Source organism: Bifidobacterium coryneforme, assembly GCF_000737865.1.
Taxonomy (GTDB): domain Bacteria; phylum Actinomycetota; class Actinomycetes; order Actinomycetales; family Bifidobacteriaceae; genus Bombiscardovia; species Bombiscardovia coryneformis.
In genome coordinates this window covers 663577-688625 of the sequence record NZ_CP007287.1, presented here as the reverse complement: position 1 = coordinate 688625, position 25049 = coordinate 663577, and the positions used below count along the sequence as shown (strand labels likewise).

Annotated in this window: 13 protein-coding genes; 3 read left to right on the top strand and 10 right to left on the bottom strand. The window is 61.8% G+C overall.

The features are described 5' to 3' along the window. Positions 1-37: 37 nt before the first annotated feature. Positions 38-877, bottom strand: coding sequence for an aldo/keto reductase (locus tag bcor_RS02520; RefSeq protein WP_033497169.1), 840 nt, complete (start codon positions 875-877; stop codon positions 38-40). A gap of 366 nt (positions 878-1243) precedes the next feature. On the opposite strand from bcor_RS02520, the gene bcor_RS02515 reads away from it, so the two are divergent. The 3 genes from bcor_RS02515 (at position 1244) to bcor_RS02505 (ending at position 11563) form a co-directional block, all read left to right on the top strand. Next, on the top strand, positions 1244-6571 hold the full coding sequence (locus bcor_RS02515; RefSeq protein WP_033497171.1) for an RCC1 domain-containing protein: 5328 nt from the start codon (positions 1244-1246) through the stop codon (positions 6569-6571). Between the two features lie 210 nt (positions 6572-6781). Then, positions 6782-7774: a Bax inhibitor-1/YccA family protein gene (locus tag bcor_RS02510; protein WP_238548567.1), complete on the top strand. Its 993-nt coding sequence runs from the start codon at positions 6782-6784 to the stop codon at positions 7772-7774. Between the two features lie 276 nt (positions 7775-8050). Beyond that, positions 8051-11563 (top strand): RCC1 domain-containing protein, encoded by a 3513-nt coding sequence (locus tag bcor_RS02505; protein WP_033497173.1) that lies wholly within the window; start codon positions 8051-8053, stop codon positions 11561-11563. 61 nt (positions 11564-11624) lie between these two features. On the opposite strand, the gene acnA is transcribed toward bcor_RS02505, so the two are convergent. The 9 genes from acnA to bcor_RS02460 form a co-directional block, all read right to left on the bottom strand. Continuing rightward, positions 11625-14339 carry an aconitate hydratase AcnA gene (acnA, locus tag bcor_RS02500; protein ID WP_033497175.1) on the bottom strand — a complete coding sequence of 905 codons (2715 nt, stop codon included), beginning with the start codon at positions 14337-14339 and terminating at the stop codon, positions 11625-11627. A gap of 115 nt (positions 14340-14454) precedes the next feature. Beyond that, entirely contained in the window at positions 14455-16944 is a 2490-nt protein-coding gene (locus bcor_RS02495) for an HAD-IC family P-type ATPase (RefSeq protein WP_051875617.1), read from the bottom strand. Between the two features lie 2 nt (positions 16945-16946). Next, on the bottom strand, positions 16947-17606 hold the full coding sequence (locus bcor_RS02490; RefSeq protein WP_148303943.1) for a type 1 periplasmic-binding domain-containing protein: 660 nt from the start codon (positions 17604-17606) through the stop codon (positions 16947-16949). Positions 17607-17779: 173 nt separating this feature from the next. After that, positions 17780-19057 carry a class I SAM-dependent RNA methyltransferase gene (locus bcor_RS02485; protein WP_033497179.1) on the bottom strand — a complete coding sequence of 426 codons (1278 nt, stop codon included), beginning with the start codon at positions 19055-19057 and terminating at the stop codon, positions 17780-17782. A 44-nt stretch (positions 19058-19101) separates the two neighbouring features. Further along, entirely contained in the window at positions 19102-19881 is a 780-nt protein-coding gene (locus tag bcor_RS02480) for a DUF3159 domain-containing protein (RefSeq protein WP_238548566.1), read from the bottom strand. 4 nt (positions 19882-19885) lie between these two features. Beyond that, positions 19886-20776: a DUF3710 domain-containing protein gene (locus bcor_RS02475; protein WP_033497180.1), complete on the bottom strand. Its 891-nt coding sequence runs from the start codon at positions 20774-20776 to the stop codon at positions 19886-19888. 79 nt (positions 20777-20855) lie between these two features. Further along, positions 20856-22871: a dipeptide ABC transporter ATP-binding protein gene (locus bcor_RS02470; RefSeq protein WP_033497182.1), complete on the bottom strand. Its 2016-nt coding sequence runs from the start codon at positions 22869-22871 to the stop codon at positions 20856-20858. Between the two features lie 11 nt (positions 22872-22882). Continuing rightward, positions 22883-23872 (bottom strand): ABC transporter permease, encoded by a 990-nt coding sequence (locus bcor_RS02465; RefSeq protein WP_238548587.1) that lies wholly within the window; start codon positions 23870-23872, stop codon positions 22883-22885. A 31-nt stretch (positions 23873-23903) separates the two neighbouring features. Further along, positions 23904-24830 carry an ABC transporter permease gene (locus bcor_RS02460; RefSeq protein WP_033497184.1) on the bottom strand — a complete coding sequence of 309 codons (927 nt, stop codon included), beginning with the start codon at positions 24828-24830 and terminating at the stop codon, positions 23904-23906. Positions 24831-25049 lie beyond the last annotated feature (219 nt).

The following is a 25049-nucleotide window of genomic DNA, read 5'->3' as shown; positions in this document are numbered from 1 at the left end:
GGGCGGAGAGCATGTCTCCGAGCCCGGTCCTCCTGAATCAGAAGTCGAAGTTATCCGGGTCCGCACCGGCACGGATGCCGGAGTCCATAGCCGAGATGGCCTTCATATCGTCCTCATCCAGGGTGAAATCGAATACCTGGGCATTCTGCTCGATCCGCTCCTGATGGGTGGATTTGGGGATGACGATCAGCCCACGCTGTATATGCCACCTGAGGACAACCTGTGCCGGAGACCTGCCGACCTTCCTGCTGATGGACTCGAGCCTTGGATCAGAGAGCACGGAGCCGCCGGTGCCGCCGAGGGGACTGTATGCTTCCACATCGATCCTGAGTTCACCGTGGCAATAGTCGATCAGTTCCTGGTTCACGAACTGGGGCGAGGACTCAATCTGATTCACGGCAGGCTTGGTGGAGCTGATGGAATGAAGCTCCTCCAGATGGTGCTGCTGGAAGTTGCAGACCCCGATTGCCCGGACACGCCGCTGCCTGTAGAGCTCTTCCATGTCCTGCCATGCCTGCTGCCACCCCTGGGCCGGCCAGTGAATCAGATACAGGTCAACATAGTCGGTGCCCAGCCTGTCCAGACTCTCCTCGAAAGCCTCTTTGGCCCGACCGGACCGGATGTCATCGTTCCAGAGCTTGGTGGTCAGGAAGACATCGCGGCGTTTCAGCCCGGAATCGCGTAAGCCCTGACCAACGGACTCCTCATTGCCGTAAATCATGGCTGTGTCGATGTGGCGGTAGCCTGCCTGCAGTGCCCAGGTGACCGCCTGACTGGTCGCCTTTCCGTCCGGGGTCTGGAAGACACCCAGTCCCAGCTGTGGAATCTGAACCCCGTTATTCATGGTCAATGTAGTGTCGGTGACGTTTTCAGTCATATGGTCTGCTCCTTGATCGGTTGCCCGTTATGGCCTTATCCTCATCGTAGGCCTGGCGGAGAGCCCCAGGAAGACGAATCTCCGAAAGTTGGTCTTCCCTTAGTCACCGATGTTTGCGCCCGACACCCCGATGCTCAGAGCCTTCCACACTAGGTATGCCCTCATTTTATGCTGCCTCTGGCAAGGGTACGGACACGCAGGCTGTCGCACCCTCGGGAAGCATGGTAAACTTTTCTCGGTTTGATTGTTGGGATCATCCTTACTCTTGTCCGATTCCGTCATGGGGGTGGCGGGATTCCGTTTTAGTTGGGTTTGCTGTTGTTCGGACGACAGTAGGGGTGGATTGTTGGGGAGGTAGCTACGCGTATGCGCAGTTCCGTCGTGTCCGGGCGTCGTTTCTTGCGTCCCGTTCTGGGTATCATGGCCGCCCTGTCCCTTGCGGGGCTGGGACTGGCAGCGGGAGTCCGGGCATCGGGGGCCGAACAGGACCAGGTGGATTCCGTCAGCGTCTCTCCTGCCCCCTCGGCCTCTCCCTCTGTTATGCCCTCCCCCTCGGCTTCACCATCACCTTCGGTTTCGGCTTCGCCGTCTTCGGCAGCTGCACCAAAGCAGCAAACCGCCCCCTCCCCGCTGTCGACGCCCAGTCCGCTGGCTGACGCGGGGCGCCCTGCAAGCAGGGCTCGGGGCAACCATACCGTGACCTTCTCTTCCGTGGCAGGCACTCAGAGGATGCCGTCCGAGCAGACCGTGGCCGACGGAAAACCAGCCGCCATTCCACATGACAATCCCACCCGTGCGGGCTGGACCTTCAACGGCTGGTTCGAGGGCGATGTGGCCTACGACTTCACCAAACCCGTAATCAGGGACGTGACCCTGACCGCCAAGTGGGGCGGTTCGTTCTCCACCAGCCCAACCGAAGGCCCCCATCTGGGCGGCACCGACGTGACGGTGACGACGCCAACCGATCAGGTCCGCCTTGCCCAAGTGTCCACAGGTAACGGGTTCTCACTGGCGGTGGGCAGCGACGGCAATGCCTACGCATGGGGTGACAACGAATACGGCCAGTTGGGTGACGGCACCACAACCCAGCGCAACATTACACAGATGGTCGCAATGCCCGAAGGTATCAGGATCGCACAGGTGTCCGCCGGGGGCGACTACGCCATGGCCCTGGACCTGGACGGCAAGATATGGACCTGGGGACACAACCAGTGGTACGGTAACCTGGGGCAAGGCTCAAGCACCGAGGGGGCCATCTCCACACCCGGCTTAATCGCCGCACCCGAGGACGTGACCTTCACTGCGATTGCCGCTGGCACTGCACATTCCCTGGCCCTGGACCAGAATGGACGGATTTGGTCCTGGGGAACAGCTGGTCAAATTGCTCGCAGCACCCAAAAATACCGTCAGCAAACACCTGGATTGGTGGAAGAGAACATACCATCCGAGGGGATTGTATTCTCAGCGATCAGTGCCGGGAAGGCCCACTCCATAGCCCTGACGGAAGACGGTGTCGCCTGGAGCTGGGGCGACTTCAGCAACGCTCTCGGTACTGACAGAGTCCCTAACGACAATGGTATCTACCCCAGATTTCCGCCAGCCCCGGTCGTTACCGATCTACGATTCACCGCAGTCAGCGCAGGCGATCGTCATTCAACGGCCATAGCCGAAGACGGGACCATTTGGACATGGGGCGACACGGCGAACGGGAGACTGGGCCATACCACCGATAAGGACAACCCCGCCGACAGACCAGGCCGTGTGCCCGGCCTGACCGGGGCAACCGGTGTCAGCGCCGGAGCCGGCCGCACCGTAGCCGTTACCGACACCGGTGTCTGGACCTGGGGAAGCAACGACCGGGGCCAACTCGGCAACGGAACCACCCAGGATGCGGTCGCGCCCGTCCAAGTCTCCACCCCGGGCAAAGTGCCTGCCGGCTTCGGATACATCTCCATCCCGAGCGGATCAGCGGGCACCCATACTCTACTCGTCGGCACCGATGGCAACACCTACGCCCATGGCGATAATACATACGGTCAGTTGGGATACAACACCGCAAACAAGACTGCCAACCCTCTCCCGGGGATGGTCTGGCAGGTCGCCAACACCCAGCTCACCGACCTTCCCTTCGATGAATCACGCAACTCAGCCGGCCCCTATCGCAAGGCCGACGGGTGGCATGTCACCGCCCCCAGGCACGGCCTGGGCACCGCCAGCCTCACCATCAAATCCACGATTGACCGTGTCGCCCAACCCGACGACACCAGTCAGCGTTTCACCTACACCGGCCGCACCGTCACCGTCACCTTCAAGACCGAGCATGGATCCTCTACGCCCGCGCAACGCGTCGTCGTCGGTGACACCGTGCGTTTCCCCGACGACCCGACCTCGGACGGATGGACATTCAACGGCTGGTTCCAGGGCGATGTGGCCTACGACTTCTCCAAACCCGTAATCGGGGACGTAACCTTGACAGCCCGTTGGGGGCAGAGGGTCACCACCCCCAACGAGGGTCCCTGGCGTGGTGGCAGCGACGTGCATCTGGCTTCACCCACCGCACCTGTCAGGTTCGCCCAGGTGTCCACAGGGTTACACCATTCTCTGGCCCTGGGCAGCGACGGTAATGCGTATGGTTGGGGGGCCAACCACAGCGGACAGGTCGGCGACGGCACCACTGCCGAGCGTTTGACCCCGGTGATGGTTGCCATGCCCGAAGGCGTGAAGTTCACCCAAGTCCAGGCAGGCTACTGGCACTCCGTAGCACTGGACCGCGACGGCAGGGTCTGGACCTGGGGCAACAATCAGCAGTTCCAACAGGGCCGCCCAAAAGACGACAACCACCCCTACGAACGACCTGGCCTGATTGACGTGCCCGCGGATGTCAGGTTCATCGCCATCGGCGTCGGCATGAGCCATACGCTGGCCCTGGATCAGGATGGCAATATCTGGTCTTGGGGACTCAACCATAACCGTCAGCTGGGACGCTACCTCAGCTGGGACGGCCGCGGTTGGGGCTACACCGCCGAGAAGGTGCTCATACCCGAGGCAGCTTTCACCACAGTTGGCGGAGCCGATTCTCATTCCATGGCCCTGACCAGTGATGGGACGGCCTGGACCTGGGGCGCCGATGACAACATGAGCGCCAACCCTGTGGATCCTGATGCTGTACTCGGCCACGTCGGCGCTGGACCGGCACCCGTCGACACCCGGCTGCGGTTCACCGCCCTCGCCGGCGGCTACGCCCAAACCATCGGAATCGGCCGGGACGGTAACGTTTACACGTGGGGGGATGAGCCGAAAGCCGCATTGGCCCGCACCACGGACGCGACCAACCCCGCCAATCGACCCGGCCGCGTACCTGACCTGTCCGGGGCAACTGAGATAGGTGACTCGGGGGCAAAGTCCATGGTCCTCACAAACACCGGCGTCTGGGCTTGGGGCGATAACTGGTACGGCGAGCTGGGCACCGACACCAATATTGGCCGCGACGAACCCCCTGTATCCAACCCCATCCGCGTCCCAATCCCCAAAGGGACACCGAAAGGATTCAAGTACGCCCGCCTCTTTACCATGAGCGGCGGCGGCTGCGACCACACGATAATCATCGGTTCGGACGGCGACGCGTACGCGTTCGGGGAGAATGACCGGGGTCAGCTTGGCATCAACACCGACCGTTATGACCACAACGAACGAGCCCATACCGATCCGGTCATGGTGTGGCGCCCGGTGGACGGTCGAATCACAAGTGTCCTGTTCGGCCCCAAGACGAATCTCGGGGATATGCGGCGCAGGCCCGACGGCTGGCATGCCTATTCGCCACGGCACCGGCCCGAGACCGTCTCGCTGACCATCCGGACCCTGCCCGGCGTCCAGGGGGACGACGACTACGAAGAATCCCAGCACGTCGAGGACACGAGCCAGCAGTTCACTTACACCGGCGACATGGCCACCCTCACCTTCACCACCCCACACGGTCACGCCCCCGACCCGCAGCAGGTTCCGGTCGGCGAGCCCACTCAACGCCCGGTTGACCCACACGAGGACGGGTGGACGTTCGACGGATGGTTCGACGGTGACGTGGCCTACGACTTCACCCGACCTCTGGAGCATGACCTGACCCTGACCGGTCGGTGGCACCGAGCCGGTCGGTGGGTCCTGAGCCCGGACCACGGCAGCGAGTACGGCGACGAGACCCTGACCCTGACCGCACCCGCCGCGCCCGGTATCCGCCTGGCCTCAGTGGACACGAGCGGATCGTCCGCTTTGGGCATCGGCTCGGATGGCAACCTGTACGCCTGGGGTGACAACACTTACGGGCAACTCGGGGACGGCACCCTCACCCGGCGCACCTCCCCGGTCCTGATTACCCGACCCGACGGCACCGGCGACGAGTTCACCTGGGTGAAGGCCGCATCCGGGCGCACCCACAGCACCGCAGTCGGCTCCGACGGCAACCTCTACATCTGGGGGTCGCTACCCAGCGGACTTGGAGATAGGGACTACAGCACCAGCAGCGCCAGGCCCGTCAAGGTCCTCACCCCTGCCGATGCCGAAGACCCCGAATTCACCTGGGTCTCCACCGCCGCCGGAGACGGTTTCGTCATCGGGCTCGGATCCGATGGCACCATGTACACTTGGGGAACCATGCCAGAAGGGCTCGGCGACCCATACGGGAGCACCAAAAGCGACATCCCTCTGCTCGTGCACGTCCCCAAGGGGGCACCCCCGGCGTTCCGTTACGAACAAATCGCTGCGGGCGATCGGCATGCCCTGGCAATCGGATCGGATGGGAACCTGTACACCTGGGGGTCCAATACACACGGCCAGCTCGGCCACGCCGACACCGATGCCAACGTTGACGAAGACGATGAAGACGATGAAGACGAGGACACCGGCACCCCCATCGCCGCCGCTGCACCCGACCCGCAACAGCCTACAGGCTATGTCCAGGCCAGCGCGGGAGGCGATCACACCCTGGCCATCGACCAGCAGGGACGCCTCTGGGCCTGGGGAACCCTCGCCGACGGCACCGACACCGCAACCCCCGTACGCATCCAGCCCGCAGGCACGGCCGACACATACCGGTTCACGCACACCTCCACCGGGCGCGCCCACTACACCGCCACCGGACAGGACCACCGCACCTGGACCTGGGGGGACAACACCAACGGACAAGCAGGCCATGACACCTCCACTCCGTTGCAGCCCACGGTCGTACCCGGCCTACATACCACCGTCACCATTGCAGGCGGTGACACCACCATCGCCATCGACACCAACGGCGACACCCAGGCATGGGGAGACAACACCGACGGACAAGCAGGCCACGGCGACACCGACCCCACGCCAACGCCGCACAAGGCCACCGTCCCCCCGCAGCCCACACCCACCAGCCTGACCATCGACAACGCCACACTCCCCCTGCGACGGACAGGACCGAACACCTGGCAGGTCACCACCACCGTTCACGACCCGGGACCTGTACCCGTGCGCGTCCGGTGGACCCTCGCAGGGCAGGACCAGCCCGACGACACCACCAACACCTACACCTACCGGCACACCGGCATCCTGCCGAACGCGGGAGGCACCGGCATCATCCTTCTGATCATCGCCGGCATGCTCACCCTTGCCATCACCAATGCCAACCGGCACCGGCACACCCCACCAACCACTACCAATACTTCACCTGAGTAAGAGGCCATTTCGGGCATCCCAAAGCCCATGGCCATCGGAGGCGGCTCACTCAATTCCCCAGGGGGCCGCCTCCATTTTTCTCCCATAGGGGTAACCAGCCAATACGTCACGCATAGTACGGAGACTGATATCGCATACACCTAGTTTCCAAACGTGTAGAATTGACCGAACGGTGCCTAAACCAGTCTCAGGCACTTCAAGGAGAACCTTATGGCACTCAACGGTCAGCCCCAAGAAAGCAATGACTTCAATCAGCAGGGCATCCAGTACAGGCAGCAGAACCCCCAGATGCAGGCCTCGCCTCAGGCGCAATACACGCCACAGGCCCCCTACCCAGGACAGACCCAGTACGCCCCGCAAGGTCAATATGCCCCACAGGGTCAGTACGCCCCACARGGWCAGTAYGCYCCACAAGGACAGTATGCTCCGCAGGCCCAGTACGGCCAGACGATCTATGCTCAGCCACCGGCCATGCCGATGCCCCAGCCTCAATCCACACCGCCGATGAACAGCCGCGCTGCCGCTTCCCTGCGAAGAGCCGAGAATATCTCCATGTCCCGCGCGTACGGGGAAATGGCCGTCGGTCTGCTTGTCACGGCTGCTGTTGCCTACCTTACGGCCGTTTCCGGTCTCCTGTACGCCTTCATCATGGCCACGGGAATGTGGGGTTGGATTGGCTTGTCAGTTGCCCAGGTACTCTTCGCCGTCTTCCTGGGCACCAGGATCATGACGATGAAGACAACGACCGCCAGGGTCATGTTCTACCTCTATGCAGCCTTGATGGGCTTCACGCTGAGTTCCATATTCGTGGCATACTCCCTCCCGAGCATCCTGTTGACCTTGGTGATTTGCGCCGGGTTCTTCTTCGTTCTGAGCATGCTGGGACTCACCACGCGCAAGAACCTGATGGGCATGGGCAGCATCCTCCTGGTCGCCCTGATCTTCCTGATCGTGGTCCAGGTCGCGCTGATGTTCCTGACTCCCTCGAACACGGCCCTCAGGATTGTGGCAGGCATCGGCATCGTCCTCTTTGCGGGACTGACCATCTATGATGTCCAACAGACGAAGCGCATCTTCGCCGCTTACCAGAATCAGGGAACCGAGGTCATCAAGAAGGTCTCCATCCTTTGCGCACTGAACCTCTATCTTGATTTCGTCAATCTCTTCCTGTACATCCTGGACATGGTCGGAAACAGTGACTGATTGGTAGACCACCGGCTCAAGGCCGGAGCGGCTGGAACACCAGCTGCTCCGGCCTTTTTGATATATGAAACCCGCCTCCTTGCCGTCCCAATCGGGAAAAGAGACCGAGGTAACAAATCCTGTGTCGTGTCGTTTCTTCGAAATCAACGGATTCCAGGGTTGCATTCCCTACAGTGGATGATTCAGAGCTTATCGAACTTGCAGTAACGGATAAGCGCCATGCTCGATTGCGCGCCCTTGTTCTCTTGAGAAGAGGAGCACGACAAGGAGGCCCTCGTGTCCATAGGCAGACGTGCTTCTTCTACCCTGACCACACTTCTGGCTGCTCTGGTCCCGATTTTCCTTATCGTGCCCTTGATTACGACCACGGAAGTCGCGACGGCCAGCGAGGCCGGCTACCAGGTTGAGTTCGATGCCACACAGGGGCAACCGGCCCCCTCCCCCCAGACCGTGCCGGCCAGTGGACTGGTCACCAGGCCCACCAATCCGCAACGCGAAGGGTATCATTTCGACGGCTGGTTCGCGGGTGGTGTTGCATATGACTTCAGCAAGCCGGTAACCTCCCCATTGACTCTGAAAGCAGGCTGGACCCCTGAAAAGAACTGGTCCATGAATCCCGACAGCGGCGACCCGGCAGGTGGCACCCGGATCGTGCTGACGCCCCTGGCACCGGACGGAACCAGATTCAGCAAAATAAGCGCAGGATCCTGGCGGACATTCGGCCTCGGCAGCGACGGCGACATCTACGCCTGGGGCGACAACCGCGACAACACACTTGGCGGAGACTTCGACAACCCCACCACCTCCCCCGTCCGGCTGAAAGGAATACCCGCGGGAACAGCAACCGACATAGCCACCGGTGACTACACCACAATTGCCCTGACCGCAGAAGGGAAGGCCTGGGCCTGGGGACATAACGACCGGGGCCAGTTGGGCGACCCCACCAAACCCTATGGATGGGGCAAGCCAGTCCCCGTTCAGCTCCCCTCGGACCTGACCCTGGCGCAGGTAAGCGCCGGAGCCAGCCATATGATCGCCCTTGGTCGAGACGGCAAGGTCTATACCTGGGGCGACAACCAGTATGGACAGCTGGGCAGGACCGATCTTCCCACCGGTCATGGGGAGGCGAGCGCCTTGAGCAAGACGCCTGTGGAGGTGCAGGGATTACCGTCGGGCACGGTACCTGTTTCCATCAGTGCAAGAGGCAACTTCAACATCCTCCTGGATTCCAGCGGGAGGGTGTTTACATGGGGCAGCAATGCCCACGACCAACTGGGCAATCCCTCAGTGCCCTCAGGATCGGACCGGGATGATTCCTGGTCCGCCGCACCTACCGAGGTGAAGGGATTCCCCGAAGGCACCAAAATCGTATCCGTCAGCGCAGGTTCCGAACACGCCCTGGCCTTGGACGACCAAGGCACGGTCTGGGCCTGGGGGGTCAATACGTCGGGGGAACTGGGTAACGGTCAGTCCTCCTCATCCAACTCCTCCCCCACCCGCGTGTCCATGCCCAGCGGGATGAAATGCGTTGCAATCAGCGCAGGTTACGGGCACTCCACCGCAATCGGAGGTGACGGCAAGGTCTGGGCCTGGGGTTACGGCGGTGGCGGGGAGATGGGCAACGGCACCACCACGACCACCAATAGGGTCCCGGTCCAGGTCCAGGGCCTACCCAGCCAGGTGCAGGCAAATTCCATCAGCGCCGGACGGGCGCATACCCTGGCTTTGACCACCAACGGCAGGGTCTATGGGTGGGGCGCCAATGGTTTTGGACAACTGGGCGGAGGCAACGGGGATCAGGCAGTTACCGTGGCCACCGAAACCCCCTTCCCCCTCCCTCAGGTCATCGATTCGGTCACCTTCGACGGGCAGGCGGGAACGGACCTGTCCAGGCTGTCTGACGGCTCCTGGACAGTCACCACACCCCCTCATCCTTCGGGAAGGGCCGTCGCCCTCCTCCACCTGACCCGATACGGGGCATCAACCACCACCGCCCTGCCTTACCTCTACACGGGAGAGACCGCCAAATACCAGGTCACCTTCGATACCGGTCAGGACGGCCCTACAGTCCCGGAACAAACCTTGGAGCCGGGGCAAAGGGTCGCACGACCGAATGACCCGGTCCGTTCCGGATACCGCTTCGACGGATGGTTCATCGGAAAAGTGGCCTATGACTTCAACCGCTCCGTCATCGGAGACACGACGTTGACCGCCCGATGGACCGGTCAGGACGGTTGGAAGATGCAGCCAGCCAAGGGTCCGGACACCGGCGGCACCCGGGTTACCCTGACACCCCCGGCACAACGGGGGGTCAGATTCAGCCAGGTCAGCGCCGGCGGTAGCCATTCCCTGGCCATAGGGTCGGACGGGAAGATCTACGCCTGGGGCTCCAACGCCGAAAGCCAGTTGGGACGGACCCAGGCCGAGGGCGATTCCCCGGTACCGGTGGAGGTCAGGGGGTTTCCAAGCGGAGTGACCCCCGTCAAGGTCTGCGCCGGCAGCAACCACTCCCTTGCACTCGGATCGGACGGGAAGATCTATGCCTGGGGCTCCAACGAATTCGGCCAACTGGGACGTAGTGACATCCCAACCGGGAGCTCCGTATCCGTCGCAATGAGCCCCACACCCAAGCCGATACAAGGGCTGGCCTCAGATATAACGGTGGTTGATATCTGCGCCGGTTACTTCCACAACCTGCTCCTGGACAGCAAGGGAAGAGTCTGGGCCTGGGGGAAGAACGGGCAGGGCCAGCTGGGCAACACCTCGGTCCCCACAGGCGATGGCAATGCGGCCGCCCTGAGCACCACCCCCGTACGCGTTCAAGGACTGTCGGAAGACGTCGGCGTGGTTTCCATCAGCGCAGGCAACAACCACAACGCCGTCCTGGACAGGTCAGGCAAGGCCTACCTCTGGGGCATGAACGGGTCCGGGGAGTTGGGTAATGGAGGCACTACCTCCAGTCCGACAGCTGCGCCGCTCATTGGACTACCGGCAGGTACCGTCCTGACCAAGATCCTGGCCACGTACGGCCATACAACCGCCATGGATTCCAACGGCAGGGCCTGGACCTGGGGATTCGGCGGATCGGGTGAGATGGGCAACGGTTCCGAAAACCGAACCAACCCACAGCCCCTTCAGGTTCCTCTCCCTTCGGGTGTTGTCCTGACCGACATCGAGACCGGCTACGGGTTCAACATGGCCCCGGCAACCGACGGAAAGACCTACTGCTGGGGGTGGAACGGCAGCGGGGCCCTGGGAGTTCCGTCCATTCCAAACGACTGGAACGATCAGACCTCCAAGGCCCTGACCCCGACCACGGTTCAGGGCCTGCCCGAAAACGTATCCTTGACCCAGGTGAGTTCAGGATTCCTCTTTTCCATCGCCATCGGCAGTGATGGGCAGACCTATTCATGGGGCCGCAACACTGAGAACCAGCTGGGACTGGGCGCCATCAACCAGACATTGGTCCTCACGCCGACGACTATGCCCTTCCCCGGAAGGGTGGATCTCACCTCCGTGGCCTTCGACGGCCGGAACGGCATCGATCTGAAGGCGGAGAACGACGAAACCTGGACGGTGACCACACCGGCCCATCCGGTTGGAGTCGTCGACACCACAATCGTATGGAAAATCAACGGAATCAAGCAGGACGACGCTATCCTCCCCTATGAGTATCTCAGTATGCTTCCCCATGCCGGCGGGCCGGGAATCATCGTGTTCCTGGTGGTCGGCGGTCTGGTCATGGCCTTGGTATCGGCAAGCTCATGGCTGAGACGCCTGAAGCGATAGACAACTCAGGGGCCATGGCCCCCGAACCCAGACGGCAGACCTCGTTCCCACCGGCAGCGGCCTAACGCCCATCCATCAGATTGCGCAGCACATACTGGAGGATGCCGCCGTTACGGTAGTAGTCGGCCTCGCCGGGGGTATCTATGCGAACCTTGGCCTTAAAACTGACGGTGCAACCGTCATCACGGCGGGCGGTGACCCTTATCGTATCGGGTATCTCCCTGTTGATGGCCTCAATTCCCTCAAATCCATAGGTCTCCGTCCCGTCCAGACCAAGACTCTCGACCGATTCCCCCTGGGGGAACTGCAGGGGAAGAACGCCCATACCGATGAGGTTGCTGCGGTGAATACGCTCGAAGGATTGGGCAATGACCACCCTGACCCCCAACATCAGGGTCCCCTTGGCGGCCCAATCACGCGAAGAACCGGTTCCGTATTCCTTCCCGGCAAGAATGACCAGAGGGACACCCTGCCCGGCGTAGTCCCGGGAGGCTTCGAAGACCGTGGTCGGTTTGCCGGACAGGAAATCATAGGTGAACCCACCCGGACGGACCTCCAGCCCGACCGAGGCCAGGAGCTGGTTGCGCAGACGGATATTGCCGAAGGTGCCGCGGACCATGACCTCATGGTTGCCGCGCCGGGACCCATAGGAGTTGAAGTCCTTGGGGGCTATGCCGTGTTCCTCCAGGTAGAGCCCTGCCGGGCCATCCGTCTTGATGGCACCCGCTGGCGAGATGTGGTCGGTGGTGACCGAGTCTCCCAGGAGCGCCAGGACCCTGGCTCCCTCGATGTCGCCGAGGGGGGCCGGGGTTGCCGTCAAACCATCGAAGAAGGTCTGCCTGCGTACATAGGTGGAATCCGGATCCCAGGTGAACAGTTGCCCGGAGGGAACATCCAGGCCCAGCCAGCGATCATCACCCTTGAACACCTGGGCATAGTCCTTCACATACATGTCGCGGTCCAAGGTACGGTTGATGACCGTTTGAATCTCCTCGTTGGAAGGCCAGATGTCGCGAAGGTAGACCGGACTGCCGTCAGGGGACTCCCCCAACGGGTGGTTGACCAGATCCACGTCCATGGAGCCGGCCAGGGCGTATGCCACAACCAGGGGCGGAGAGGCCAGGTAGTTCATCTTCACGTCGGGACTTATCCGGCCTTCGAAGTTCCTGTTCCCCGAGAGGACAGCGGTCATGGTCAGCTCGTGCTCGTTGATGGCCTTGGATATGGCGGGATCCAGCGGACCGGAATTGCCTATGCAGGTGGCGCAGCCGTACCCCACAAGTTCAAATCCCAAGGCATCGAGATCCTCGGTCAGCCCGGCCTTTTCCAGATAGTCCGTGACCACCTGGGACCCTGGTGCCAGGGAGGTTTTGACCCAGGGTTTGGGACTGAGTCCCAAGGCACGCGCCTTACGGGCCAGGAGGCCAGCCGCCACCATGACCGAAGGGTTCGAGGTGTTGGTGCAGGAGGTGATGGAGGCGATGACCACGGCCCCATTGGTCAGGTCGAAGTCCCCGTGCGTCTCCGTGTGGACCGGGACCGGCTCCCGGTCGGCATCAGGCGCCTCGTAGTCGGGAAGGGCCGTCCTATAGGCACTCCTGGACTGGTCCAGGGCGATTCTGTCCTGGGGACGTTTGGGACCTGCAATCGAAGGCCGGACGGTGGAGAGGTCCAGTTCCAGGGTCTCGGAGTACACAGGCTCCGTGTAATTCGGGTCGTCCGGGTTGTGCCAAAGTCTGTTGGCCTTGGCGTAGGCCTCGACCAGGGACACCTGGTCCTCACTACGGCCGGTCAGCCGCAGGTAGTCCAGGGTCACCTCGTCAATCGGAAATATGCCACAGGTAGAACCGAACTCTGGGCTCATGTTGCCCAGGGTGGCCCGATTGGCCAGGGGGACCTGACTCAGCCCCCGGCCATAGAACTCCACGAACTTGCCGACCACTCCATGGTCACGGAGCATCTGAGTTACGGTCAGGACCACATCGCTGGCCGTCACCCCTTCGGGAATGGAACCGGTCAGCCTGAAACCGACCACCCGGGGAACCAGCATGGAAATGGGTTGGCCCAGCATGGCCGCCTCGGCCTCGATACCGCCCACACCCCAACCCAGAACGCCCAGGCCATTCACCATGGTGGTGTGCGAGTCCGTGCCCACGCAGGAGTCCAGATAGGCCAGAGGCCGTTCGCCCTCCCGCCCGGGTTCCTTCTGCATGACCACCTGGGCCAGGTACTCGATGTTGACCTGGTGAATGATGCCGGTTCCCGGAGGCACCACCCGGAAATCCCTGAAGGCCTGCTGCCCCCAGCGCAGGAACTGGTAACGCTCCCTGTTGCGCAGGTACTCCACGTCCATATTGTGCTCGATGGCACCGGGCACCCCGGCCAGGTCAATCTGGACCGAGTGATCGATGACCATCTGGGCCGGCACCTGGGGGTTGATGACCTCCGGGTCACCGCCCAGGTCCCTGACGGCATCACGCATGGTGGCCAGGTCGACGATGCAGGGGACTCCGGTGAAGTCCTGCATGACCACCCGGCTCGGAGTGAACTGGATTTCATGGCTTGGTTCCGCATCAGGGTCCCAGCCCAGAAGGGCGTCCACCTGCTCGTCGGTGATATTGATTCCGTCACGGTTTCGGACCAGGTTCTCCACCAGGACACGCAGGCTGTACGGCAGCCGGTCAAGACCGGGAAGGTCGGCAATACGGTAGTAGTCGAACTCCCGGCCTCCCACACGAAGCTTGGACAGCACCTGTCCTGTCGGCCTATCGCTCATGGGCATATCCTCTCGCGCAGCCCGGCAAGCCCTGTCGGCACGGTCCGGATAAGACACAAGAACCGGCTCATACGGTTGCCCGGGAAACGGACACCATCGGAATATGCTCCCTGTTTTACCGCCTGCTTGTTAACTGGGATATGAACCGCGCACATGGCGGATAGGCCAGAACCGCCAAGGCCATGAGAGCACCCCCAGCCACGACGGAGACCGCGGTCACCGCCAGCGCTCGCCCCTGGGGAATAGTGATGGCGAAGAAGCGCGCCACCAGGGGGATGCAGGCACCGATGACCCCGGCCAAGGCAAAGACCAGGACCAGGAGGCCACGCCAGGAGCGCAGGGGACGGGCCACCTGAGCAAGAACCAGAACCCCCATGAAGAAGAGGATGATGGCACAGATCGACCGCAGGGCGTTCAAATCCGAAGAATCACCCCTGTCCAGACCCAACAGAGTCGGCATGAACCAGGCGGCGGCCAGGATCGTCAGCCCTGTGGCAAACCCGGAGGGGAGAGCAAAAGCGACCACCCGCTTCAGGAAACCGGGACGATAACGTCTGGTATTGGGGGCCAGGGCCAGGAAAAAGGCTGGGGTACCGATGGTCAGGGCACCAATGTAGGTGATGTGACGCGGAAGATAGGGGAAGGGAATACCCGTCAGGACCACACCCAGGGAGATGAGAGCCGAGTAAACGGTCTTGACCAGGAAGAGACCTGCCACACGTTCCATATTGGCCATGACCTGGCGGCCTCTGGCCACGACGTCAGGCAGGTGGGAGAATCTGGAATCCACCAGGACCACCTCGGCAACCGCCTTGGTGGCCGGAGCGGCATTACCCATCGCGATCCCCAGGTCGGCCTCTTTCAGGGCCAAGGAATCATTGACCCCGTCCCCCGTCATGGCAACGGTGTGACCACTCAGGTGAAGGGCCTGGACTATGGCCTTCTTCTGGTCCGGCAGGACACGCCCCAGGACATCCACCGATTCAAGGGCGCCAGCCAGCTCCTCCAAATTCTCAGGCAGGTCCCGGGCATCCATGGCACGCGGTTTGGCCGCACCTGTCAAGCCGACCTTATCGGCTATGGCTGCGACCGTGGCAGGATTGTCGCCGGAGATGACCCGGCAACGAACACCCTGTTCCCTGAACCAGGCCAGTGTGGGTGCAGCGTCCTCTCGGATATGCTCCGAGCAGGAAATCAGAGCCCTGGGAATCAGATCCGCAGGCAGGGCCTCAGCCTCCTGGAAGTAATCCTGATCTGCATCGGACCTCCGAACCGTTCCCCCATCCGCCAGCATCAGAACCCTATGGCCCCTGTTGGCCAGGTCGGTCACCTGAGCCTCCACTACGGGATGTGCTTCGGCCTGGGAGGCCAGCAAGACCTCAGGAGCGCCGAAATACCAGAGCCTGCCTGACCGGTCAAGGATGGCACTCCACTTCCTCGCCGAGGAGAAGGGCAGGCGGGCCCTGACGGTTCCGGACGGGGATACCTGAGGCAGGCCCGCCATGATGGCCGTACCGGTGGCGTTGGGATTCTCCTCGGCGCAGACATCAACCAGGGGCTGGGCCAGGGCATCCTGGTCGCTCTCCCCTGATGGGTCAAGGGGATAGACGGACTCGAAGACTATGCCCCCATCGGTGATGGTTCCTGTCTTGTCCAGGTTGAGGGCATCAACCCGGGCAAGGGTCTCCACCGACTCCATCTGCTGCACCAGGGTTTGCTTCCTGGCCAGCCGAATGGCTGCCAGGGCGAAGTTCAGTGAGGTCAGGAGCACCAGCCCCTCGGGAATCATCCCGACCACCCCGGCCACGGCAGAAACGACGGCCTGCCGCCAGGATCCGTTCGACAAGGCGGTCTGGAGCCCGCCTACGGTGCGCATCTGGGTGAAAATCAGAAGGATGCAGAGGGGTATGACCACCACGGTCATGACCTTGAGTATGGTGTTGATTCCCTCGTTCAGGTCAGAGTGGACCTTTTTGAAGACCTTGGCCTTGGCGGTAAGCCTGGCAGCATAGGATCCCACCCCGACGGCCGTGACCTCTGCCAGGGCCATGCCTGAAACAGCGGTCGAGCCCGAATAGGCCTGGTCGCCCGGCTCCTTGCGGACCGTTCTGGACTCCCCCGTCAGCATGGACTCATCCAGCTCCAGCCCGTACGACTCGACAATTCGGGCATCGGCGGGAATCTGATCGCCGGAGCGAATCCAAAGCATGTCATCACGGACGATGGCATCATGGGAAACGCGCTGATTGGATCCGTCCCTACGGACGTAGTAATCCGAGGCCACCAGGATGGAGAGGCTGTCAAGGGTGTGCTTGGCCTTGAGTTCCGTAGCGATACCGATACCGGTGTTGATGATGATGACCAGTCCGAAGACGGCATCCTTCCACTGGCCCGTCAAGAGGACCACAACCATGGCCCCCAGGATGATGGCGTTGAAAAGAGTGAAGACGTTGGCCCTGACTATCTGCCCCAGGGTCCTGGACGACCTCTCCTGGCTCGTGTTGACCTGCCCGGCATCCCTGCGTTCCTGCACCTGGGAGCTGGTCAGACCGGGTTCATCGACCTGGGGAAACGTGGGGATGCTTCCGTCTTTGCGTTCACTCATGCCTATTCCCCCGCCTGACCCAGGGTGACCCGTATGGTTCGGGTATGAGGGCCGTCATCGATGATATTCTGCAGGGCGTCAGCCAAGAGCACCGGGGTGCCCTTCCCTGTGCCTGTATCCATGCTGAGAGTGGCGGCATAGTAGATGCCATCAGGACCATCTTCCCAGGCGGCCCCCCTCTCCGGCATGACCGCCACAGGTATGCCAGCCTTCCTGGCCTTGGCAAGGGAGGGTGTCCAATCCCCTTGTGCCGGGGCATGAACAAGAATCAGGTCGACCTCGCGATTGACCGCATCCTCCACACCCGCCTGCTGGTCGCCGAAGGATGCCGCCTGCGAGTAGTACCCGTCCATCCGTTGGCCCTTCAGGGAGGCCAGGATGCGACCATCCTCCTCATTGGCTCCCGCATCCGTGGGCTTGGAGGGACTCCCGACCAGCGCCACCATGATATCGGAGCGGTCAACCCCATCATGGTCAACGGTTGAAGGGTGCCAGGTATCGCCCACGGCCTGGCTGGATGGGGTGCAGGCCGTCAGGACAGTCGCCAGAATCAGGGTCAGGGACAGGGCCATCAGGGCTCGCGGAATCCGCTGCCTGCCGAAACGCAGGGTTGAAATACCGAACACGTCTGGTTCGCCTGAACCTCTCGTCATTCCTGCCATCACCGGTATTGTAGACGAAAACCACCATTTCCACCCGCAAGGCGCCGACTGCTGGGGCCATCGAGTCAAAAGATGACACCTCCGCCACCGACCTCTGGGCGACCACGGCAAGGCGGGGCGTCAACACGGCCCGAAAAATCCACGGATGCAAGGCAGGGGCCATAACCGCGAACCTACCTGGTAAAGACCGCCATGGTCTCCACATGATGGGTCATCGGGTAGATGTCGTAGGCGTGAATATCGGCCAGCTCGTAGCCAAGCGAGAGCAGGGTTCCCGTATCCCTGGCCAGACTGGTGGGGTCACAGGCCACGTAGATGATCGTCGAGGGGGCCGCCTGATTCAGAAGTCTGCATACCTCGGCCTTGGCACCCGCACGTGGAGGGTCCAGGAGGACAAGGTCAGGATGGGCCAGTGCCTTGGGCACTCCATGCCTGAGCACGCGCCCCACATCGCCCCGCCTTACCTCAGCATTGGTCATATCCGCAGCCGCGAGGTTTTCCCTGGCCCTGGTCACCGCTCCGGCAGCACCCTCCACTGCCAGAATCCGTGACCGCCCTCCGAAGGCAGCGGCCAGGGGAAGGGTGAAAAGACCAGCACCGGAATAGAGGTCCCAGACAACCGGAGCCTTCTGCTCGCTAACGCGTCGTCTCGCCTCGGTCAGGACCGCACCCGAGAGCAGGGAGGGAGCCAGTCTATGTATCTGCCAGAACCCGCCGGCATCGACCCTGTACGTGAATGTGTCCTCATCCGGGCGACCGGTGTTCGGCCGTATCCGCTCGGTCAGGGGGTCGCTCCCCTTCTCGGTTCTTCCATCAACCTGCAGGGCAAAGTTCCCATCCGTGCCTTGACTGTCCAAGGGTTCCGGCACGGCCATTCTGATTCTGCTGCCCGGCTTGAACCCGCCGTTCCAGAGGCCGAGTTCATCGGCTTGGTCGAGAAGTCGTCGTGAAGCCAGCGGCATGGACTCCAAGGCCACCCGCTCGTGGGAGCCTCGGCGCCGCATTGAGGGTCTGCCCTGGTCGTCGGCAACCAGATCTATGCGGGTCCTCCAATGCAGACCATCCGGGCAGGTGTCGTCATCGGGGCGTGCAATAGGCACATCTTCGAGCCGGATGCCACCCAAGCGTTCCATCTGCTGGCGAATCAGGTCGGCTTTCCAGGTCAGTTGCCCGGGCAGGGAGACGTGAATCAGATCGGCACCGCCCAGACCGCCTCCCCATGCCAGTGGGCCTGCCATCGGCCAGACCGGCTCACGTCGGTCAGGGCTGGCCTCCAGGACCTCTATCACCTCGCCCGTGCAATACCGGTCCTGTCGCTTGTGCGGTTCATCCAGTCTGACCCGAACCAGCTCCCCCGGCAGGGCAAAGCGTACGAAAACCACTCGCCCGTCCAGATGGGCCACACACCGGCCCTGGTCCGCATATCGTTCAATGCGAAGTTCAACGTCCATATTCGCCTTTCTTACAAGCCAAGGGGTATCCCATCCTGACGGAATCAGCCCTTGGACCGCCCGGCACCATTCGCACCTGCATCAATGCCGTCAAGCTCTTCCGTTTCAGCACCCTTGTTCCCTGGCACAGCGTGGAAGGCATGGAAGGGATCGCGCATCATCAGCCAGGAAACCCAGATGGCCAGGGCGAAAAAGGGGACGCCGAGCACCAGTCTGGCCCCGCCCAGGAGACCGACTGATCCCGCAAAGTACAGGGGAACCTGCACGGCCAGACGGATAACGAAGACCAGTATCCAAACCAGGGTGACCCTCGTATAGGCCCGAAGCAGCACAGGGTCGGACCGCCAGGATTTCAACCAGGCCCGAAATCCTGAAAGCACGGGTTCGCGCACATACTCCACCAGGACACCTATCCCCGGAATCCTGACCAGCAGGCTGACGCCCAGTACCAGGATCCAGAACGAGTTAATCAGGAAACCCGGCAGATAGTAGTTCCTGGCATCCTTGCTCAACCAGGCCGAAATCAGACAGATGCCAACCCCCAGCAGGCCGGTCAGGGCTCCCAGGAAGGATCCTCCTTGGAGGAGTCTCAGTATCAGCTGTACCAGGGCAAGGGCACCCGATGCCATGATGGTCCAGGTCAGGCTCCCCGTTATGAGGAACACAACCAGGAACACCAGGCCCGGCAACAGGGACTCCACAATGCCGCGCCATCCGCCGATGGCCTCGTAGACCGAGAAGTCCTCATCGGCCAGGGCCGCCAGGCCGGTGTGCTTCCCATCGCCCCGATCAGTGGACCGGTCATCCCGCCCCTGCACGCCCACAGACTCAGCGCACCTCGGTGAACATGGGGCCGCGTGAGAGGGTGGTCTTCACCTCGGTCTGCTGGTCAGAATCGAAAGGCCCCTCGGGCTTGTCGGGAATGGTGTCCTTGGACTTGCCGTCCTCGTCCCCGTCCTGTTCAGGAGTGACCGGGGCATGCATGGGGATCAGGTCACGCGGAGCAAGGGGCTCATCCCCCCTGACCACGACCAGGTCGGCCAGATATTGGTTGAGCAGGTCCTTCTCCTTGCCCTTCGTTGCCGCAGGGCCGGAGAAGATGCCTCGCAGCATCCAACGCGGCCCGTCGATACCCACGACGCGGGTCATCAACTTCTTGCCACGGACCTCGACGGGAAGGGTCAACTCGCGACCGAAGACCCCATCCACTTCCTTGGACTTGGGATTGGCCTTGTGGATGTCGGCACGGATCTCCTCCCAGAGACCCAGGGACTTGGGTGCCGCGAAGGCTTCCAATTCCAGGCTGGAGGACCCATACGTCACAGTGGCACCCAGGATCTCCCCCGTCTTCCCATTGGACTTGAGCCTGAGCTGACTGCCCTGGAGGAAGGGAAGCAGCAAGGAACCGATGTCGAGGTAATCGTCATAGTCGACGGCATCCTCATCTTCGCTGTCCCAGGGACCGTGATCCACACCACGTTCGCCTTCGGTCAGGCTCACGTCAACCCGTTCATCATGAGCTGACTTCTGCCTGGTCTCGCCGGTTTCCTCCGACTGGGCAGGGGCATCCTGGTCCTGTGGGTTCCGGTTTTCGCCAACCTGGTCGGAACCCTTATCCTGGCTCTTCAGGGCTTCGGAATCAGACGTTGAGGTTTCCTCATCGCGACCCTCAAGTACCTGATCCTTCTTGTGCTTCCTGCCGAAACCGAACAGTCCCATGATGCCTCGTTTCCTCAGTGACGCCAATCCGGCGCCTTCATAGCCGGCCCCTGCAACCCGTCACAGGAGCCGGCCGATGTTAATCGAGACCCAGACGAAGCTTGCCGCCGGGAATGGCGTCAAGCAGGTCACGGGTGTACTGACGCTGCGGGTGGTCGAACACCTCATCGGTGGTGGCGTGCTCAACCAACCTGCCATGCTGCATGACGACCACCTCGTCGGCGATCTGCCTGACCACGGCAAGGTCATGGGTGATGAAGAGGTAACTCAGACCACGCTCTGCCTGAAGGTCATTGAGCAGACGCAGAACCTGGTCCTGGACCAGAACGTCCAGGGCGGAAACGGCCTCATCGCAGATGATGACATCAGGATTCAAAGCCATGGCACGGGCGATGGCGATGCGCTGACGCTGACCACCGGAGAGCTCGTTGGGGTAACGCCCCATAACCGACTCCGGCATCTCCACCATGTCAAGAAGTTCGCGGACACGCTCCTCCCTGGCCTTGCGGTCTCCGATCTTGTGGATGCGCAGGGGCTCCTCGATGGACCGGAAGATGGAGTACATGGGATCAAGGGATCCGTAGGGGTTCTGGAACACCGGCTGCACATGCCTACGGAATTCCAAAAGCTCCTTGCCCTTGAATCCGGAAATGTCCTTGTTTTCGTAGGACACCTTGCCCGACGTGGGATTCAGCAGGTGGAGGACCATGTTGGCCACGGTCGACTTGCCCGAACCGGACTCCCCCACTATGGCCAGGGTGGTTCCACGCTTGACCGAGAAGGAGACGTCATCGACGGCCTTGAAGAGTTCCCTCCGCTTCGGAAGCTTGAACTCCTTGGTCAGGTGCTCCACCGTGATGATGTGCTCGCTGCGTTCCAGGGTCGATTCACCCTTGACGTGGTGCTCCATCAGACTCTCGGCATCCTGCCCCCGCTCCTTGGCGGAGATGATGCGCTGGGAGGCCAGGGACGGAGCGGCCTGAACAAGCCGCTTGGTGTAGGGGTGCTGCGGGTGCTGCAGGACGTCCAGGCTGGGGCCGGATTCGACCACCTGACCCTTGTACATGACCACGATGTGCTGGGCACGCTCTGCGGCCAGACCCAGGTCGTGGGTGATGAAGAGCACGGCCGTACCCAGGGAGTCGGTCAGACCCTGAAGATGATCGAGGATCTTCTTCTGAACAGTCACATCCAGGGCGCTGGTCGGTTCATCGGCAATCAGAAGGTCAGGCCTGGAAGCCAGACCAATGGCGATCAGGGCACGCTGACGCATACCACCCGAGAACTCGTGCGGATACTGACGGGCGCGGGTGGCCGCCTCCGGCAGGCCCGCCTCGGAGAGGAGACCTGCAATACGGTCGTTCATATCCGAACCGGTCACGTGGGCCTTGGCCAGGGACCAGGCCTCGTCCTCGCTCAGACCGGCCCTGATCAGGGAGCTTGCAACCCCCCACCTGGTCTCGGAGCCTACATCCCATTCGGATTTGAGGGACTCCATGATCTTGTCGACATCCTTGACGCCGGCCCTGTCCAGGGCCGTCTTGGCGGCATCGAGGAGACCGGGCAGGTCAGCTGAGGAAATGAAGAGCTCATCATCTGAAGACTTGAGCTTGACCTTCTCGGTCTCCGCCAGCCGTTGGGCCAGCTTGGAACGCTTCTCACGGGAAACGTCCATCTTGTTGGCGACCAGGGCCTCCTTGACCTGTGTTCCGATCTTCCAGACCGGATTCAGGTTGCTCATCGGATCCTGGGGTACCAGGCCAATCTGGGAACCACGGAGGTCCTCATACTCCTTGGAGCTCAGCCCGACCAGCTCTCGGTCGTGCAGTTTGATGCTGCCGCCGACCACCCTGCCGGTGCCGGGGAGAAGGCCCAGCACACCCATGGCGGAAGTGGACTTACCCGAGCCCGACTCCCCCACGATGGCAACCCACTGCCCCGGGTAGACGCTGAAAGAGGCGTTGCGAACCGCATGGACATCCCGCCCGTCCGAGGTGAAGTCGACCTTGAGGTCCTTCACCTCCAGGAGAGGACTGGAGGCTTCAGGGGTTGCCTGCTCAGCCTGTTGATTTGCAAAGCTATCTTCTTGACTCATGCTTCCTCCACTCAGGCCGTTCTGCTCTTCGGATCCAATGCATCCTTGACCGCATCACCCATCATGATGAAGGCCAGGACCGTAATGGCCAAGGCTGCGGACGGATAGAAGAGGACCGAGGGATTGGTGGTCAGAAGGCTCTGTGCCGTCGAAATGTCGCCGCCCCAGGAGACCACGCTTGAGGGCAGACCCACGCCCAGGAAGCTCAGTGTCGCCTCGGAGACGATGTAGGTACCCATTGACGTGGTGGCCATGACGATGATAGGGGCCAGGGAGTTGGGCATGATGTGCCTGAAGAGGTTGCGCACCGGAGTGGAGCCCAGGGCCGTCGAGGCCGTGTTGAACTCCAGGTTCTTCGCTTCCATGACCGCACTCCTCGTTATGCGGGCCATGTTGACCCACCCGAACAGGGTCAGGGTGAAGATGATCTTCCACAGGGAGGTGGAGGTGCGGAACATCTGCAGGAGGACGATTGCGCCCAGCAGCATGGGGATGGCGAAGAAGATGTCGGTGATTCGGCTCAGAAGGCCATCGACCCAGCCTCCGAAGAAGCCCGCCAATGCACCAACCAGACCGCCGATCAGCGTGACCAGGATGGTGGTCATGATGCCGATGGAGACCGAGGTTCGGGCCCCATAGACCACACGGCTGTACACATCGCATCCCTGAAGATCGAACCCGAAGGGGTGGCCTGCGCGGCTAGGCTCAAGGGAGTCGTTCAGGTTGCAGACAACCGGGTCCTGCTTGGTGAAGAGCGAGGGGAAGAGGGCCACAACGATTACGAAAATGGCCAGAATCGCCGAGATGATGAAGAGGGGGTTCCTCCGCAGGGTCCTCCAGGCATCCACCCACATGCTGGTGGGCGGAACATCGTCATCCACGGAGTCCACCGCACGCAGGGGTGTCTCCTCGGTGGGTGCGACGAAGCGTTCCTGTCCAGGCAGGGGATCCGGGAAGAAGACCTCGGCCTGACTCTCGTTCATTGACTCGAATTCGTTCATTGTCATATCAGTCATATCAACCATGGCCCTTTCACGCGTACCTGATACGCGGGTCGAGGACCGCATAGAGCATATCGACCAGGAGGCTGCAGACCACGAAGATCATGACCAGGATGGTGACCAGGGAGACCACCAGGGTCCCCTCACCACGTGTGATCGCCTGGAACAGCGTGTTGCCCACGCCCTGGATGTTGAAGATTCGTTCCGTGATCATGGCGCCTCCCATGAGTGCGCCGATGTCGGCGCCCAGGTAGGTCACAACCGGAATCAGGGAGTTGCGGAGAACATGGCGGCCGATGACCTTGGAGTTGCTCATACCCTTTGCCCTGGCCGTACGTACGTAATCCTCGGAGATGTTCGAGGTGATCTCGGTTCTCGTCAGTCGGATGATCGAAGCCATGGATACCGATCCCAGCACCACCGCAGGCATGAGCAGATCGACGAAACCGGGTGAGGCCCCGGCTGTGACCGGAAGGATGCGCCACTTTACACCACAGAGATACTGCAGGATGAAGCCGGTGACGAAGGTGGGCACCGAAATCAGGAGGAGTGAGAGGACCAGGATGACGCTGTCGGACCACCGACCCTTGTTCAGGCCACCGATGATGCCGAAGACGACGCCGAAGACACCCTCGAAGACGAAAGCCATCAATGCGAGCTTGATGGTCACCGGGAAGGCCCTGCCGATGACGGCGATCACGGGCTGCCCCGAGAAGGTGTTGCCGAAGTTCAGGGTCAGGGCGTTCTTGAGGAAGAGGACGTACTGAACGATGAACGGCTTGTCGAGATTGTACTCCGAACGTATCTGTGCAGCCACCGCCTGATTGACCGGCTTGTCTCCGAACATGGCGGCCACGGGGTCGCCGGGAAGCGCAAAGACCAGTGCGTAGATCAGCAGGGTGGTGCCGAGAACGACGGGGATCATCTGCAGAATACGCCGCAGAAGATATTTACCCATCGGCTTTTCTCCTTTATAGTCCGCGACCTGGGCTGACATTGGGACCCGGTCGCCTCAAAAATACTTGTACGAGTCTACCAGTACACCTCAACAGGGCCTGCCGAGACCCCATCCGGCCGGCTGTGCCGGGGTGCTGGATGGAAAAACCGGTGCGGACATCACTCATCCGCACCGGTTCAGACCGCTTTCCTGTCGACTGTACCGATCAGGGAAACAGTA